Raw genomic sequence first — 15,018 nt, 5'->3', positions numbered from 1 at the left:
GGTGTTAGCCGATGGCGTGGCGCTGCGCAACGCGGGCGTTGTGAGGTTATTGGCTGGGGCTTTCGGCGCGGAGGGTTGCGGCGCGGGCTTTCAAGAGCGCGACTTGGCCAGCCAACGGATCGGCGGGGCCTGTCTGATTGGTGCCAGCGATCAGTTGATCGGTGGGGAGCAGGGAGGGTGTGGGCAGATTGGTGCGGGCGCCTGCATCCACTTCAGGGAATTGGGCACAGGCGGAGAGGGCGAGGATCAGGAGGAGGGCGCGCGTCATGCCGGGGAGCATAACGCGCGGTTGGTTCAGGTTCAATGCGCAGGCTGAGCTGCTAGAGCGGTTTGCGTTTATCTTGAATCAGAATTCGCGCTAAGACCTGCGCGAATTCTGATACCCTTTGCGTCAGATAAAACGCAAACCGCGTTAATGCGCAGGTTTGATGAAGGTGCCATTGCGCAACTCGGTCATGGCTTGTTGCAACTCGGCTTGGGTATTCATCACGATGGGGCCGTGCCATGCGACGGGCTCTTGGATCGGCGCGCCAGACACCAGCAGGAAGCGGATGCCGTTTGGGCCAGCTTGCACGGTGATTTCGTCGCCGCGGCCAAACTCGATCAGCGTGCGGTTGCCGGAGAGATCGCGGATGTTGAGTTCCTCACCCTTATATTCCTTTTCGAGCAGCACGCCGCGCGGATTGGAACTGTCGGCGAATTTACCGGCACCTTCAAAGATATAGGCGAAGGCGTGACGGCGGGTGTCGATCTTGAAAGTCTTTTTCTTTTCTGGTGGCACATAGACGTCAAGGTATTGCGGATCGGCGGCGATGCCATCGACCGGGCCGGTTTTGCCCCAGAACGAGCCTACGATCACCTTCACGATGGAGCCGTCGTCATCCATGATTTCCGGGATGTCGTTGGATTTCACGTCTTGGTAGCGCGGTGGGGTCATCTTCAGACTCGAGGGCAGGTTGGCCCACAGTTGGAAGCCATGCATCTGGCCCTTGGCGTTACCTTTCGGCATTTCCTGATGCAGGATGCCGGAACCCGCCGTCATCCATTGCACATCGCCGCCTTTGAGGGTGCCGCGATTGCCAAGGCTGTCGCCATGCTCAACCGCGCCCGCAAGGACATAGGTGATGGTTTCAATGCCGCGATGCGGGTGCCACGGAAAGCCCGCCATGTAATCACGCGGGGTTTCGCCGCGGAAATCATCGAACAGCAGGAAGGGGTCGAATTGGGTTGGATCGCCAAAGCCGAAGGCACGGTGCAGATGCACGCCTGCGCCTTCGATATGCGGCTGGGCTGTGGATTGGCTGAGAACGGGGCGGAGGGACATGGCAGGCTCCTTTGATTGCGTTGTCCCCAAGGTAAGTCCGGTGCGTATTTGCAGCAAGGCGTGAACGCACAGGTCTTATGTGCAGATTTGCGGAGGATGTTAGGGGTGATCGGGTTTAACGATCAGGAGCAGGTTACACCCGTCATGCACAGCTTGGGGATGAAGCGCGGGCGTGTCACTACGAATTGCTTCAGTACTTCATCATTCATGCCGACGTCGAAGGCGGGGTGATAGCTGACCTCGGTTTCGACGATGATCACGCGGTCGCCATCGGCCATTTTGGGGATGCGGTAGGCGTAATAGGCGATGGTCGTGGTGGTCAGTTGCAGCATGGCGCCATCGGGCGAGCGCGACCAGTCGACCTCAAACCGCGCGTTGACGGCCGACCATGTCACCTCGGTGACGCGGATTTTCACGGTTTGATCGCCGTCGATCAGGTAGCGCATCAGATCGCGCATCCCGGTGACGTAATTGGTCGGCAGGGTGACCATCTCACGCGAGATCATATCCGAAATGGTGTAGGCGGCCTTTTGCGCGGTGTTGACCGAGCGGAAAGCATCCCAATAGACGAACAGCGCGAGGTAGGACCAGAGCATGAAGGGCAGCACGATGATGGCCTCGGCCATCAGCACGCCGCTTTCGTCGCGGCCAAAACGGCGGAACATGTTGCGGAGCGATTTCATGATGTTCCCCTCAACTCGGTTCGGTCACAAAGGCCGAAGTCGCAATCACGCCATAGCCGCCGTGACCGTCTTTCGGCAGGCCAAGGCCGATACCGGTGGTGGGAAACAGCGCGTCCTGCACAACGCAGACCCGAATCAGCATGATGTCATTCTGCTGGCCAATTTGCAGCGCCGTGACGGGCTGGATATCTTCTGAGCGGTTGATGCAAGCGACGCCAGTGGTGGGCAGCGCCCAGCTTGTGGTGCTGATCCGGGTCATCTCGATGGTGATGTTGGCCTGACAATCCTTGAAGATCACCGTGCGTTTGCAAATCTCGGTTTTCAGCAGTGCGGCGTCGGGCAGGGTGTAATGGCCCAAGCGCAGCTCTCGCATCGTCATATCGACGGATTGTTCCAGCATGATCGAGCGGATCATCAGCAGGCCACTTTCAAACGAGGCCATGAAGATGGTGATCAAGAGCGGCACTGCGAGGACGAATTCCAGCGCGGCGGTGCCGTCCTCGCGGCGAAACGCATGGCTTAGGCGTTTGAACCAGCGGATCATTGCGTCAACCTCAACTGGCTGATGTTGCTGGCAATGGCACGGAAGGCGGTGCGGATTTGCAGGCCAGAGGCATTGAAGTAGTGCGCTGCCGAGGTCGAACAGTTCCGGATCTGGGTCTGGCCGTTGGTTGGCGCTTCAAACGCGATGCCATAGACGATCACGCCCTGACCTTTCGCCAGCCCGCAAATCTGTTGCAACTGGCTGTCCATCGTGGTGGTTAGGGTTTTGCTGCGGAAGAGGTCCATCCGGTTGGTGTATTCGGTGTTGCGCGCCGTTGTGGTGCTGCCCAAGGCGCGGGCGTAGAACTGCCATGCGACATAGCTGAGGCGCATCGCGCCCCAGACCTGCGGCCAAGTTTGTTGGGTGTAGGTGCCACTGTTGGTCGAGTTGGTCCACGGAACAGCTTGGAACTTGCTCAGATGCGGCACCCAATATTTGTTGCTGGCCAAGCTGGCATGATAGATTGAATAGTTACCGTCGCTGTTGCTTTTGTAGATGTCGGACAGCCCGCTTTTGTAGGCCCCGTTGACGCGTTCTTCGGCGAAATGCTCACCATCGGTCATCAGCACGATCACCTTCATCGCCTCGGGATCGGTGAAGCTGAACGGACGCCCGCTGAGATCGCCCGCCATTTTGCCTGTGGCAATCAGCTGGGTGTACATGGTGGAGGCGGATGGGTCCATCAAAGCCAGACCCCATTTCAGCCCAGCATTGATTGAGGTCGCCCCAACCGCCGTCAGGCCGTTGATCTGCCCTTGAAGGGTTGAGATCGTCTCGGCGGGCAGGCGGATGATGTTGCCGGCGATCGGCGGGCACCAGACGTTGCCGTTGTTGTTGGTGGCATGGTATCCGATGGCATAGTTGGTGTCGGTGTAAGCCACCCAAGAATTGGTCTGGTTGGTGGCGGAATAGGTGTCGGCGTGGGCGGTCATCGACATTACTGTATTGGTCGGTAGTGCTGTAGCATTGTAGACGGTGCTGGGCATGTCCACGCATTGCACGTTGGTCACGCCCGGATCATCGGTGAGGCCAGTGTATTTCGCGCGCAGGTTGGGGCCGATGTTGACCTGTCCGTTGAATGGCACCAGCCCGATCGAGATTTTATGCTCGGCATCGCTGGACAGCACGGTGTCGACGAATTCATTCGCAGCGGTCTTCAGGTTGACCAACTTGCTGTTGGAGGCCATCGAGCCCGACACGTCGAGCACCAGCATGATCTCGACATTGGTGACGCGTTGCTCGGCCATCGAATGGCCCAGAGCATCCAACTTGTCCTGACCGATCAGATGCAGGAAATAGGGGTCGGTGGCGGCGGCGGCATCGGCGGTGACGTTTCGGAAGTTCATGCCCTCGGACACGGTGACGCCTTTGAGATATTTGTCCATTCCCGCCTTGGTGAAGTAATCTGCCACCACGTTCTTTGGGGTTAGCGTTTGGGACAGCGAAGCCGAGGCCAGCGTGGCGCGGTCGAGGGTGTTTTGCAGCGTGGTGCGGGTTTGCTCATAGCGCATCAGGTCGACCGCGAGGCCTCCCATCATCACCATCAGCAGGAACAGGGTGAGCGCCAGAATGGTCAGCGATCCGTCTTGCGCCACCCAAAAACGTCTCAACACCGCAATGCGCGGTTTGATTTGGCCACAACCCTGATTTCCAACGTTCGCTCTGAACATGGACATACCCCAACTCCGGCTCGCGGCTTGCGGTGCGGGGCACCGGGCGGCGAAGCATAGAAACACACCTTGAAACGGCATAAAGCGCGTGGGCTTGGGCAAAACTATGGCTTTGGTGTTTCAGATTGTGGGCAGCTTGTGGCGAAATCCACGATTCCGGCGACAAACTGCGCCGATGGGGGGGGATTGTTGAGTGGTTTGGCGCAATGGTAGGAAGATTAGACACAATCGTAGATAGAATGACCCAAATTGGCTTTTACGATTGCCGAATGGACAGAGCCAAGCAGTGGACGGTGCGAATCGGGGCTGATGAATGACTGGGGCATTGGTTTTGACCGATGCGGAAAAGGAGTGCCCCCGATGCCGGGATCGGGGGCGCTTGTGTTATTGCGTCAACTTCAACTGGGTCAGATTCGAGGCGATGGTACGGAACGCAGCCTGAATCTCGGGCCCGTTCTGTGCGTCGAAGTAATGGGCCGCTGAGGTGGAGCATTGCAGGATCTGCGCTTTGCCATTGCTGGGCGCCTCAAACGCGATGCCATAAACCAGCACGTTGTTCTGCTTGGCCTGTCCGCAGCTTTGTTGCAGTGAGGCGTTCATGCCGCTGACAGAGTCATAAGTCTGCACCATGTCGTCCATCTGATTGGTGTAGATCGTGCTGCGCGCGGAGCTGGTGCTGCCCAAGGCGCGGGCGTAGAATTGCCATGCGACATAGCTGACCTTCAGATTGGTCCAAACGGTTTCCCAGTTCTGCTGCACACCGCCATTGTAGGGGGTGGCCGACCAGCTGCCCAAATGCGGCACCCAGTATTTGTTGCCAGCATGCGCGGCCTGATACACCGAATACTGACCATCGGCGGCGCTTTTATAGATCGGCGAGGGGCCGGTCTTATAGCTATCGGTGACGCGGTTGTGGGCAACATGCTCGCCATCGGTCATCAGCACGACGACTTTCATCGACTCGGGGTCGGTGTAATTGAACGGGCGACCTGCAAGGTTTGCCCCCATCTGGCCCGCGCCGATCAGCTCATTATACATGCCGCGCGCCGAAGGGTCGAGCAGCGACACGCCCCATTTCATCCCCAAAGTGATCGACGTGTTGCCGCCCGCGACAAGGCCATTGATCTGGGATTTCAGCGCGGTGGCGTTCTGGCTGGGCAGGCGCACGATATTTGCCGGCTGCTTGGTGCAGAAGACGGAGGCATAGTTCGGCAGTGCAGAGCTGGAGGTTGGCGAGACAGCAGCATTGGTCTGGCTGGTGCCATAATTGTGGTCGGCATAGGCCATCATCGGCAAATCAACATTGCGCGGGATGCCGGGGGCGCTGAACACCGACGACGGCAGCTCAAGGCAGTTCACATCAGCCACACCATGTAAGTTGACCGCCTGATACTTGGAGCGCAGCACGGAGCCGAGGTTCACCTGCGCATTATACGGCACGATGCTGATCGAAATCCGGTGATTGGGATCGTTGGCCAGCATGTTGTCGACAAACTCGGCAGCAGCGATCTTGAGGTTGGCGATCTTCGCCCCGCTCATCGAGCCTGACACGTCCAGCACCAGCGAGATTTCGACATTGGTGATGGCTTGCTCGGCCGCCGAGGTGCCAAGGGCGTCAAATTTGTTGATGCCAATGAGGTGCATGAAGAATGGCTTGGTATCGACGCGGCCCTTCGAGACGACGCTGCGCGAATTCAACGCCTGAGTCACCATCACGCCTTGCAGATCAGCCCCAAAACCGGCTTTGTCGACGCAATCCTTGACCACTGATTCAGGATCGAGTCTCTGGTCAAGGCTGGCCGCCATCAGGGTGCAGCGATCCAGCGTGTTTTGCAGAGCGGTGCGCGTCTGCTCATAGCGCGTCATGTCGACCGCAAAGCCGCCGATCATCGCCATCAGCAAGAACAGCACCAGCGCGAAAATGATCAGAGAACCGTCTTCGTCGCGGCGAAACCGCTGGCTGCAATTAACCAGATTACGCATCAGAGCGCTGGGGGAGGGGGCCAAAATCACGGTCTTATCCTTTACAAGCCACATCGGATGCTGCCCCCGCAAACACATCCTTTCGCCACTTTGCTGCCCAGAAGTTATGGCAAAATTGTGGCAACCTTGGCAAGCAGTGGGCATTGTTGACGGTGATGGAAACACTGGCAATGTAGGGGGTTTACTGTGGCGAAACCGACGACAGTGTGCTTTCGCATAGGTTGTATGGAGCGCCACACTATCGCCCAAATTGTACAATTCCGAATCACTTTTGGTCAAAAGCGGCTCAAATCTGCCTACAATGTTTGCTGGTTTATTGAGCAAATGGCGGTAGGTGTTGGGGGAGCGCAACGGGCGCTCTGCCGGGAGAGAGACGGCATTTTGGGAGGACGACCATGAGCGTTGCAGGCGAGCCGAGTTTTCGCGAATCCGTAGATATGATGTTCCGGCGGGCGACCGCGCTGATGGACCTTGGCCCAGGTCTTCAGGAAAAAATCCGGGTGTGTAACTCGACCTATACCGTGCGGTTTGGGGTGCGTTTGCGCGGCAAGATTGAGACATTCGTGGGTTATCGCTCGGTGCATTCCGAACATATGGAACCGGTGAAAGGTGGCATCCGCTATTCGTTGGGGGTCAATCAAGACGAGGTTGAAGCGCTGGCGGCGCTTATGACCTATAAATGCGCTTTGGTGGAGACGCCGTTTGGTGGATCGAAGGGCGGGTTGTGTATTGATCCGCGTGCGTGGGATGAGCATGAGCTGGAACAGATCACCCGGCGGTTTGCCTATGAACTGATCAAGCGCGACCTGATCAACCCGGCGCAGAACGTCCCCGCCCCGGATATGGGCACGGGCGAGCGCGAAATGGCGTGGATTGCCGACCAATACGCGCGGATGAATACCACCGATATCAACGCCAAGGCCTGCGTCACTGGCAAGCCGCCGCATGCGGGCGGTATTCAGGGACGGGTCGAGGCGACAGGGCGCGGCGTGCAATATGCTTTGCGCGAATTCTTCCGCAACCCGGAAGATGCGGCAATGGCAGGGCTGTCGGGCGATCTGGATGGTAAGCGGATTGTTGTGCAGGGCTTGGGCAATGTGGGCTACCACGCGGCGAAGTTCCTGTCCGAGGAAGACGGCGCGAAGGTGATTGCGATCATTGAGCGCGACGGTGCTTTGGTGAGTGAAGACGGCATCGACGTGGAAGATGTGCGGCAATGGATGAACCGCAATGATGGCTTGCTCGCGGCATACCCCAAGGCGAAGCATGTGGTTGACGGTGCCAAGGTGCTGGAGATGGCCTGCGATATCCTGATCCCGGCGGCGCTTGAGGGGGTGATCAATCTTTCCAACGCAGCGCGGATTCAAGCGCCGTTGATCGTCGAAGCAGCCAATGGTCCGATCACCTATGGTGCGGATGAGGTGTTGCGCGCCAAGGGCTGCGTGATTATTCCCGATATGTATGCCAATGCGGGTGGCGTCACGGTGTCTTATTTTGAATGGGTGAAGAACCTGTCCCACATCCGCTTTGGCCGGATGCAGAGGCGCGCCGAGGAAGGCCGCTCGCGGATTTTGGTCGAGGAGTTGGAGCGGCTGTCGAATGATCAGCATCTCGGCTGGCAGTTGACGCCGGATTTCAAGAAGAAGTTCCTGCAAGGTTCGGATGAGTTGGCGCTGGTGCGCTCAGGGCTCGATGACACCATGCGCACGGCCTATCAGGCGATGCGCGAGGTTTGGCACGGTCGGCCCGAAGTCGGCGATCTGCGGGTGGCGGCTTATATCGTGTCGATCGGGCGGATTGCGGCGACCTATAAATCGAAGGGGCTGTAAGGGCTTTCGTCTTGGCTCAAATATCCCCGCCGGAGGCTCCTTTGGCCAAGGCTAGAGCCTCCGGCGGGGATATTTAGACCAAGATGAAACGCTGAAGGCTTGATAGGCTTGCGACACCATTTGTCGCGGATGGCACAGTTATTCGGGTTTGGCTGTTGAATAACCCACGCAAAGCGGGTTCACTTGCCCGCAGCTAGGCAAGGAGCCACCCCATGCGTTATTCCGGGTTGAAGGTGATCACCGAAGGGTTGTTCGGCAACAAGGGCTGGGGGCCGGCGTGGCGTAATCCGGAACCGAAGGCCGAGTATGATGCGATTATCATTGGCGGCGGCGGGCATGGGCTTTCGACCGCCTATTATCTGGCGAAGAACCACGGGCTGACCAATATCGCGGTGTTGGAAAAGGGCTATCTCGGGTCAGGCAATATCGGGCGCAACACCACGATTGTGCGGGCGAATTACTACATGCCGGGAAATTCCGAGTTCTACAGCCATTCCTTGAAGCTGTGGGAAGGGCTTGAGGCCGAACTCAACTATAACGTCATGCACAGCCAACGCGGCCAGTTGATCTTGGCGCATTCGGACGGGCAGCGCGATACCCTCGCGCGGCGCGGCAATGCGATGATCAATCAGGGCGATGATGCTGAACTCTGGACGCTGGATCAGGTCAAGGATTTCGCACCCTATTTGGACTTCGCGCAGACCCGGTTCCCGATTTATGGCGGGTTGATGCACAAGCGGGGTGGGACGGCGCGGCATGATGCGGTGGCTTGGGGTTATGCGCGCGGCGCAGATCGGCGGGGCGTTGATCTGATTCAGAACTGCGAAGTCACCGGGATTGATATTGAGAACGGGGTTGTGCGGGGCGTGCAGACCACGCGCGGGGCGATCCGTGCCAAGAAGGTTGGGATGGTTGTGGCGGGGCGGTCTTCGCAGGTCGCGGCGATGGCGGGGATGCGGTTGCCGATTGAAAGCCATGTGTTGCAGGCTTTCGTGACCGAAGGGCTGAAGCCGATCATTGATTCTGTGATCAGCTTCGGGATGGGGCACTTCTATATCAGCCAGTCCGACAAGGGCGGCTTGGTGTTCGGCGGTGATCTCGATTTCTATTCCAGCTACGCGGCGCGGGGCAATTTGCCGATGGTCGAGCATGTGATGGAAGCCGCGATGACGTTGATGCCGATGATCGGACGGGCCAAGGTGCTGCGGTCTTGGGGCGGGATTATGGATATGACCCCTGATGGATCGCCGATCATCGACAAGACCCATGTCGAGGGGCTGTTTGTCGACGCGGGCTGGAACTATGGCGGCTTCAAAGCGGCTCCGGCGAGTGGCTGGTGTATGGCGCATCTGATGGCTACCGGGGAAAGCCACGAGGTCGCACGGCGCTTCCGGCTGGATCGTTTCTGCTCGGGCCATGTGATCGACGAAGAAGCCACCGGCAGCCAACATAATTTGCACTGAGATGAGTGTGATGTATTGGTCTTTACCCTTGGCAGCGTTGGTTTTTCTCGCCAGTCCAGCGACGGCGATTGCTGAGGTTTGCTTGGAAGGGTCAGGCGAATTTGGGAGCAATGGCGTGTTTGATTGGTGCCGCACATCGGTTGAAATTCGTAGCGTCGTGGGCGGCGACAATTCTACTGTGGCACGCTCTCCTAACCCTGTTCTTGGCGGCGATTCTGAAACAGGCCCGATCGCACGCTACGAGATTGCACTGCGTTCAGACGCGGGTTCGGTGCCTTCAGAGGGCAGACTTGCGTTGTTGAACACCACGCTGACCCACAGGGTTTGCAGCAGCTTCGATCTTCGTCAGTTCATAACTTCGGGCGCAACTGTGGTTTTTGATCTGCTGATTGTCACGAAACCGCAGAACCCGTTGAATTTCGAAGATCGAAAACTTGTTTCATCTGTCACCGTCGCAACCTGTGAGGCCCTCTGATGCGTATACCTTGCCCCCTTTGTGGCACTCGGGATCGGCGCGAGTTTTATTACTACGGGTCCGAGGACTATCTGAAGCGGCCCAGCGACCAAGGGACGGTCGAGGATTTAGATAACCATTTGTTCCTGCGCGATAATCCGGCGGGGGTGACGCGGGATCTCTGGTATCACGAGGCGGGCTGTGGGGCTTGGATGGTGGTGACGCGGAACACGATTAGCCATGAGGTTCTGGGATCAGAACTGGTTGCCAAGCAGAAGGAGGCCTGAACATGCGGATTGCAGGTAAGGGGCTGATTGATCGGACAAAGCCAGTTTCGTTTAAGTTTGATGGCAAGGCCTATCAGGGCTTTAAGGGCGATACGGTGGCTTCGGCTTTGCTCGCAAGTGGGGTGAAGCTGGTCGGGCGGTCGTTCAAATATCACCGCCCGCGTGGGGTTTTGACCGCTGGCTCGGAAGAGCCGAATGCGATGATTGAGGTGGTTGGGGCGTCGAACCAGACCCCCAACGTGCGCGCCACGGTGCAAGAGATTTTTGAGGGGCTGAACACGCGCTCGCAGAACCGTTGGCCCAGCTTGCGGTTCGATGTGATGGCGGTGAACGATATGGTGTCGCCGTTCCTGTCGGCGGGGTTTTACTACAAGACCTTCATGTGGCCGCGCGCGTTCTGGGAGGCGATTTACGAGCCGATCATTCGGCGGGCGGCGGGGCTGGGCAGCCTGTCGGGCAAGCATGACGAGGGGCATTACGAAAAGGCCTTTGCGTTTTGCGATGTGCTGGTGATCGGCGCAGGGCCTAGCGGTTTGATGGCGGCGTTGGAGGCGGCGCGGGCAGGGGCGGATGTGATCTTGTGCGAGGAGGATCGGCTTTTGGGCGGTCGTCTGCTGGCCGATGACGCGCATCTGGATGGCAAGCCTGCGGGCGAATGGGTGGCGGCGGTTGAGGCTGAGTTGAAGGCGCTGCCGAATGTGCGGATCATGCCGCGCACCACGGTAACGGGGGCTTACGACGGCGGGCAATTCTCGGCGGTTGAGCGGGTGGGGCTGCATAAGGGGCCGCGCCCGGATTTGCCGCGCGAGTGTTTCTGGCGGATCACGGCCGCGCGGACAGTGCTGGCGGCCGGGGCGTTGGAGCGGTCTATCGCCTTTCCGATGAACGATCGGCCGGGGATCATGCTGGCTTCTGCGGTGCAGACGTATCTCAATAAATTCGGTGTGGTGCCGGGCAAGCGGGTGACTTTGTTCGCCAACAACGATGGTGCGCGGGCTGTGGCGCGGCAGTTGATGGCGGCGGGCGTGACGGTTGCGGCGATTTTGGACAGCCGGACGGATGCATCGGCAGTCGAGGATTGCCCGGTGTATCTGGGTGCTCAGGTGACTGATACCAAAGGGCGGCTGGGGTTGCGAGCGATCACGGGCACCCATGTTGGTGGTGAGTTTTCGTTGGAAACCGACCTGTTGGCTGTTTCGGGCGGCTGGAACCCGACGCTGCATATCACCTGCCATCTGAACGGCCGGCCTCGGTGGGAGGCGTCTTTGGCGGCGTTTGTGCCTTTGGCAGATGCGGTGCCAAACCTGACGGCGGCGGGGGCTTGTAACGGTGTGTTTGATACTCTGGGCTGTCTGAGCGAGGGTCAAGCGGCGGCGCGGGCGGCGCTGCGTGGCCTGAATATGGCGGCGGCGGATGCGGCTTTGCCGACTGCAGAGGGGATGCCTTATGTGATCGCGCCGCTGTGGCAGGTGGCGGGCAAGGGGCGGGCTTGGCTCGATTTCGCCAATGACGTGACGACCAAGGATGTGAAGCTGGCGGCGCAAGAGGGGTATTCTTCTGTCGAGCATATGAAGCGCTACACCACGCAAGGCATGGCGCCGGATCAGGGCAAAAACTCGAATGTGGGGGCTCTGGCGGTGCTGGCGGATACCACGGGGCGCGGGATTCCCGAGACGGGGACAACGACGTTTAGGCCGCCGTTTATTCCCACGTCGATTGCGGCGATGGGGGCGGGCGGGCGCGGCAATGGTTTTGCGCCGCAACGGTTTTTGACCTCGGATCAGGCCAGCCGCGACCGGGCTGCGCCGATGATTGAGGCCGGGTTGTGGTATCGGCCCAGCTATTTCCCGAAGCCGGGCGAGACGAGTTGGCTAGACTCCTGCAATCGTGAGATTGGCTATGTGCGGGGCGCGGTTGGGGTCTGCGATGTCTCGACCTTGGGTAAGATTGACATTCAGGGCAAGGACGCGGGGCGGTTCCTAGATCTGGTTTATACCAATACTTTCAGCACCTTGTCGGTGGGTCGGGTGCGGTACGGGCTAATGCTGCGGGCGGATGGCTATGTGCTGGACGATGGCACTTCGGCGCGACTGGGGCAGGATCACTACCTGATGACCACGACCACGGCGGCGGCGGGTCTGGTGATGCGGCATTTGGATTTCGTGCATCAAAGCGAATGTGCCGATTGGGATGTGCGGTTTATCTCGGTGACGGAGTCCTGGGCGCAGTTTGCGGTGGCAGGACCGATGGCGCGGGCTTTGCTGAACGGCTATCTCGATCAGCCTTTGGGCGACTTCCCGTTCATGGCGACGGGGGCGGTGACAGTGGGCGGCGTGCAAGCGCGATTGTTCCGCATCAGCTTTTCGGGCGAGGAAGGCTATGAGATTGCGGTGCCGACGCGATATGGTGAGGCGTTGTTCCGTGACCTTGTGGCACGGGCCGAAACCATGGGCGGCGGGCCTTACGGGATGGAAGCGCTGAACGTGTTGCGGATCGAAAAGGGCCTGATCACTCATGCCGAGATTGATGGCCGGGCGACGGCGTTTGATATTGGCGCAGCGAAGATGCTGTCAGCGAAGAAGGACTGCATCGGGAAATTGGCGGCCTCGCGCCCCGGATTGATTGGGCCTGAGCGGGCGCAGATGGTGGGGTTGAAGCCGTTGTCGGCAGAAAAGATCACCTCGGGGGCGCATTTGTTCATTCCGGGCGCGGATTTGAACCGCGTGAACTCGCAAGGTCATATCAGTTCGGTCGGCTATTCGCCGATGTTTGACCGCGATCTGGCCTTGGGCTTTCTGGTGAATGGTCGCGCACGGCATGGCGAGACGGTGCGCGTGGTGGACCGGCTGCGCGGCATTGATGTGCTGGCCGAGGTTTGTGATCCGGTGTTCCACGACAAAGACGGGGAGAAATTGCGTGCCTGAATTGATCGCAAAGACCGCTTTGGCGGGGAAGAAGCTGGTGGTGTCTGGGACGGTGCTGGCCGAGGTGGATCATGGTATGGTCAGCTCGATTGCGCCCTATCCAGGGCAGGAGGATGTGGTCGGTAACGCTTTGAAGCCGCTGGGCTTTGGCTTTCCTGCGGTGAATAGTTTTGCGATGAACGGCGTGGCGATTATCGCTTGGGCGGGGCGTGAGCAAGCGTTTTTGGTTGGCGCCGATTGCCCGGATTTAAGCGGTTTGGCGGCGGTGACGGATCAATCCGGTGGCTGGGTTAGTCTGTCTTTGCAGGGGCCGTTGGCGGTGCAGGCATTGGCGCGCTATGTGCCGATGGATTTGCGGCTTGTCGCATTCCCGGTGGGTATGGCGGCGCGCACCCCGCTTTACCATATGTCGATGGTGCTTTTGCGGGTGGCCGAGGATGGCTTCCGGCTGATGCTGTTCCGCTCGATGGCGCGGACGGCGTGGCACGAGATTGAGGTGGCACTGAAAACCTTGGCGGCGCGGGCGGCGTGATGCTTTCTATGCAGGATTTGGCTGAACTCACGGCGTTTAGGCAGGAGTTGCATCGGTTTCCCGAGGCGTCGCGCGAGGAATTGGCAACTGCGGAGCGAATCGTGCAGGCTTTGCAGGCGCTTGGCCCTGATCACGTGGTGACAGGGCTTGGCGGGCATGGGGTGGCTGCGGTGTTCAACGGTTCGGCCGATGGTCCGACGGTTTTGTTCCGCGCCGAACTCGATGCGCTGCCGATAGAGGAACTGTCGGAGGCTGCGCACCGCTCGACGATTCCCGGCAAGGGGCATCTGTGCGGGCATGACGGGCATATGACTTTGCTGATGGGGCTGGGGCGGCTGATCGCACGTCAAAGGCCCGCGCGGGGCAGGGTGGTGCTGATGTTCCAATCCGCCGAGGAGGATGGCTCGGGGGCTGCTGCGGTGGTGGCCGATCCGCGCTTTGCGGTCTTGCGGCCAGATTGGGCGTTCTCGATCCACAACATGCCGGGGCTGCCGTTTGGGTATTCCGCGTTGAAAGCGGGGGCAGTGAATTGCGCCTCGCAGGGGCTGAAGATCACGCTGACGGGCAAGACTGCCCATGCGTCTTTGCCGGAAACTGGGCTGTCGCCTGCATTGGCCTTGGCGCGGCTGATCCCGGCGATTTCGGCTTTGGGGCGGGGTGGGCCGCTTGGGCCTGAGTACCGACTGGTCACGATCACCCATGCACGGCTGGGGGAGGCGGCGTTCGGGATTGCACCCGGAGAGGCGGAAGTCTGGGCCACCTTGCGCACGATGGAAGATGGTCAGATGGCGGCTTTGCGTGGAGCCGCGATGGATCTGGCGCGGGCAGAGGCAGCCGCGCAGGGGCTTGGTATTCGGTTCAGCCACCACGATGATTTCGCGGCCTCGGTGAATGATGTGCAGGCGACGGGGCATTTGGCCCGCGCGCTGGAGGCTTTGGCAATGCCCTATGATGCGGGCGATTTGCCGATGCGGGCGTCGGAGGATTTCGGGCGGTTTGGGCAGGGTGGCACCCGCTCGGCGATGCTGTTTCTGGGCGTGGGGGAGGATCATCCGGCGCTGCATAACCCGGATTATGATTTCCCTGATGCGCTTACCCCGCTGGGGGTGCAGATTTTTGATCGGGTGCTGCGCAATCTGCTGGGCTGAACCTGTGTCCACGCGTGGACAGGTGGGCCTCTTATATGAATCAATGGGTTACCGGGGGGTTGTTCAGACTCTCTTAAGCTTTGTCCGCAAAAGGTTGCGTGCGCCACGCCGTGCCCCTTCAAACTTTTGCCAACGCTGCGCCCTGCACTGGACAGCGCACCCATCAGACCTGATATA

At 59.5% G+C, this 15,018-nt stretch carries 13 protein-coding genes; 7 read left to right on the top strand and 6 right to left on the bottom strand.

Annotation, left to right across the window (positions count from 1 at the left end):
• Positions 1–46: 46 nt before the first annotated feature.
• The 6 genes from ACS5RD_RS18920 to ACS5RD_RS18895 form a co-directional block, all read right to left on the bottom strand.
• Positions 47–268, bottom strand: coding sequence for a hypothetical protein (locus ACS5RD_RS18920; RefSeq protein ID WP_489928674.1), 222 nt, complete (start codon positions 266–268; stop codon positions 47–49).
• A gap of 144 nt (positions 269–412) precedes the next feature.
• Complete coding sequence (locus ACS5RD_RS18915; RefSeq protein WP_489928673.1) at positions 413–1,324, bottom strand: pirin family protein; 912 nt, start codon at positions 1,322–1,324, stop codon at positions 413–415.
• Positions 1,325–1,446: 122 nt separating this feature from the next.
• Positions 1,447–2,007 (bottom strand): TadE/TadG family type IV pilus assembly protein, encoded by a 561-nt coding sequence (locus ACS5RD_RS18910; protein WP_156317675.1) that lies wholly within the window; start codon positions 2,005–2,007, stop codon positions 1,447–1,449.
• 10 nt (positions 2,008–2,017) lie between these two features.
• Positions 2,018–2,551: a TadE/TadG family type IV pilus assembly protein gene (locus ACS5RD_RS18905; protein ID WP_489928672.1), complete on the bottom strand. Its 534-nt coding sequence runs from the start codon at positions 2,549–2,551 to the stop codon at positions 2,018–2,020.
• The gene (locus tag ACS5RD_RS18900) at positions 2,548–4,161 is read right to left on the bottom strand and encodes a TadE/TadG family type IV pilus assembly protein (protein ID WP_489928671.1); all 1,614 of its coding nucleotides are present in this window, start codon (positions 4,159–4,161) and stop codon (positions 2,548–2,550) included. The genes ACS5RD_RS18905 and ACS5RD_RS18900 overlap by 4 nt, the downstream gene beginning before the upstream one ends.
• A 444-nt stretch (positions 4,162–4,605) precedes the next feature.
• The gene (locus tag ACS5RD_RS18895) at positions 4,606–6,204 is read right to left on the bottom strand and encodes a TadE/TadG family type IV pilus assembly protein (protein WP_489928670.1); all 1,599 of its coding nucleotides are present in this window, start codon (positions 6,202–6,204) and stop codon (positions 4,606–4,608) included.
• 395 nt (positions 6,205–6,599) lie between these two features.
• Here ACS5RD_RS18895 and ACS5RD_RS18890 point away from each other — a divergent pair, with 395 nt between their 5' ends.
• The 7 genes from ACS5RD_RS18890 (at position 6,600) to ACS5RD_RS18860 (ending at position 14,841) form a co-directional block, all read left to right on the top strand.
• Positions 6,600–8,033: a Glu/Leu/Phe/Val family dehydrogenase gene (locus ACS5RD_RS18890; protein WP_489928669.1), complete on the top strand. Its 1,434-nt coding sequence runs from the start codon at positions 6,600–6,602 to the stop codon at positions 8,031–8,033.
• A gap of 212 nt (positions 8,034–8,245) precedes the next feature.
• Positions 8,246–9,496 carry a sarcosine oxidase subunit beta family protein gene (locus tag ACS5RD_RS18885; protein ID WP_489928668.1) on the top strand — a complete coding sequence of 417 codons (1,251 nt, stop codon included), beginning with the start codon at positions 8,246–8,248 and terminating at the stop codon, positions 9,494–9,496.
• A gap of 10 nt (positions 9,497–9,506) precedes the next feature.
• Positions 9,507–9,971: a hypothetical protein gene (locus ACS5RD_RS18880; RefSeq protein ID WP_489928667.1), complete on the top strand. Its 465-nt coding sequence runs from the start codon at positions 9,507–9,509 to the stop codon at positions 9,969–9,971.
• The gene (locus ACS5RD_RS18875) at positions 9,971–10,237 is read left to right on the top strand and encodes a sarcosine oxidase subunit delta (RefSeq protein WP_489928666.1); all 267 of its coding nucleotides are present in this window, start codon (positions 9,971–9,973) and stop codon (positions 10,235–10,237) included. Before ACS5RD_RS18880 ends, ACS5RD_RS18875 begins: the two co-directional genes overlap by 1 nt.
• Before the next feature lie 2 nt (positions 10,238–10,239).
• Positions 10,240–13,161, top strand: a complete 2,922-nt coding sequence (locus ACS5RD_RS18870; RefSeq protein WP_489928665.1) for a sarcosine oxidase subunit alpha family protein — start codon at positions 10,240–10,242, stop codon at positions 13,159–13,161.
• Positions 13,154–13,693 (top strand): sarcosine oxidase subunit gamma, encoded by a 540-nt coding sequence (locus ACS5RD_RS18865; protein WP_489928664.1) that lies wholly within the window; start codon positions 13,154–13,156, stop codon positions 13,691–13,693. The genes ACS5RD_RS18870 and ACS5RD_RS18865 overlap by 8 nt, the downstream gene beginning before the upstream one ends.
• Positions 13,693–14,841: an amidohydrolase gene (locus tag ACS5RD_RS18860; RefSeq protein WP_489928663.1), complete on the top strand. Its 1,149-nt coding sequence runs from the start codon at positions 13,693–13,695 to the stop codon at positions 14,839–14,841. Before ACS5RD_RS18865 ends, ACS5RD_RS18860 begins: the two co-directional genes overlap by 1 nt.
• Positions 14,842–15,018: the final 177 nt, after the last annotated feature.

The organism is Cypionkella sp. PAMC25878 (assembly GCF_058135695.1).
The sequence above is the reverse complement of the archived record's forward strand: the minus strand, read 5'-3'. Positions and strand labels throughout refer to the sequence as shown.

Coding starts and splice junctions, on each gene's coding strand:
- ACS5RD_RS18920 (WP_489928674.1), bottom strand. CDS start 268: ATGACGCGCGCCCTCCTCCTGATCCTCGCCCTCTCCGCCTGTGCCCAA.
- ACS5RD_RS18880 (WP_489928667.1), top strand. CDS start 9,507: ATGTATTGGTCTTTACCCTTGGCAGCGTTGGTTTTTCTCGCCAGTCCA.
- ACS5RD_RS18890 (WP_489928669.1), top strand. CDS start 6,600: ATGAGCGTTGCAGGCGAGCCGAGTTTTCGCGAATCCGTAGATATGATG.
- ACS5RD_RS18885 (WP_489928668.1), top strand. CDS start 8,246: ATGCGTTATTCCGGGTTGAAGGTGATCACCGAAGGGTTGTTCGGCAAC.
- ACS5RD_RS18910 (WP_156317675.1), bottom strand. CDS start 2,007: ATGAAATCGCTCCGCAACATGTTCCGCCGTTTTGGCCGCGACGAAAGC.
- ACS5RD_RS18870 (WP_489928665.1), top strand. CDS start 10,240: ATGCGGATTGCAGGTAAGGGGCTGATTGATCGGACAAAGCCAGTTTCG.
- ACS5RD_RS18875 (WP_489928666.1), top strand. CDS start 9,971: ATGCGTATACCTTGCCCCCTTTGTGGCACTCGGGATCGGCGCGAGTTT.
- ACS5RD_RS18905 (WP_489928672.1), bottom strand. CDS start 2,551: ATGATCCGCTGGTTCAAACGCCTAAGCCATGCGTTTCGCCGCGAGGAC.
- ACS5RD_RS18895 (WP_489928670.1), bottom strand. CDS start 6,204: ATGCGTAATCTGGTTAATTGCAGCCAGCGGTTTCGCCGCGACGAAGAC.
- ACS5RD_RS18860 (WP_489928663.1), top strand. CDS start 13,693: ATGCTTTCTATGCAGGATTTGGCTGAACTCACGGCGTTTAGGCAGGAG.
- ACS5RD_RS18915 (WP_489928673.1), bottom strand. CDS start 1,324: ATGTCCCTCCGCCCCGTTCTCAGCCAATCCACAGCCCAGCCGCATATC.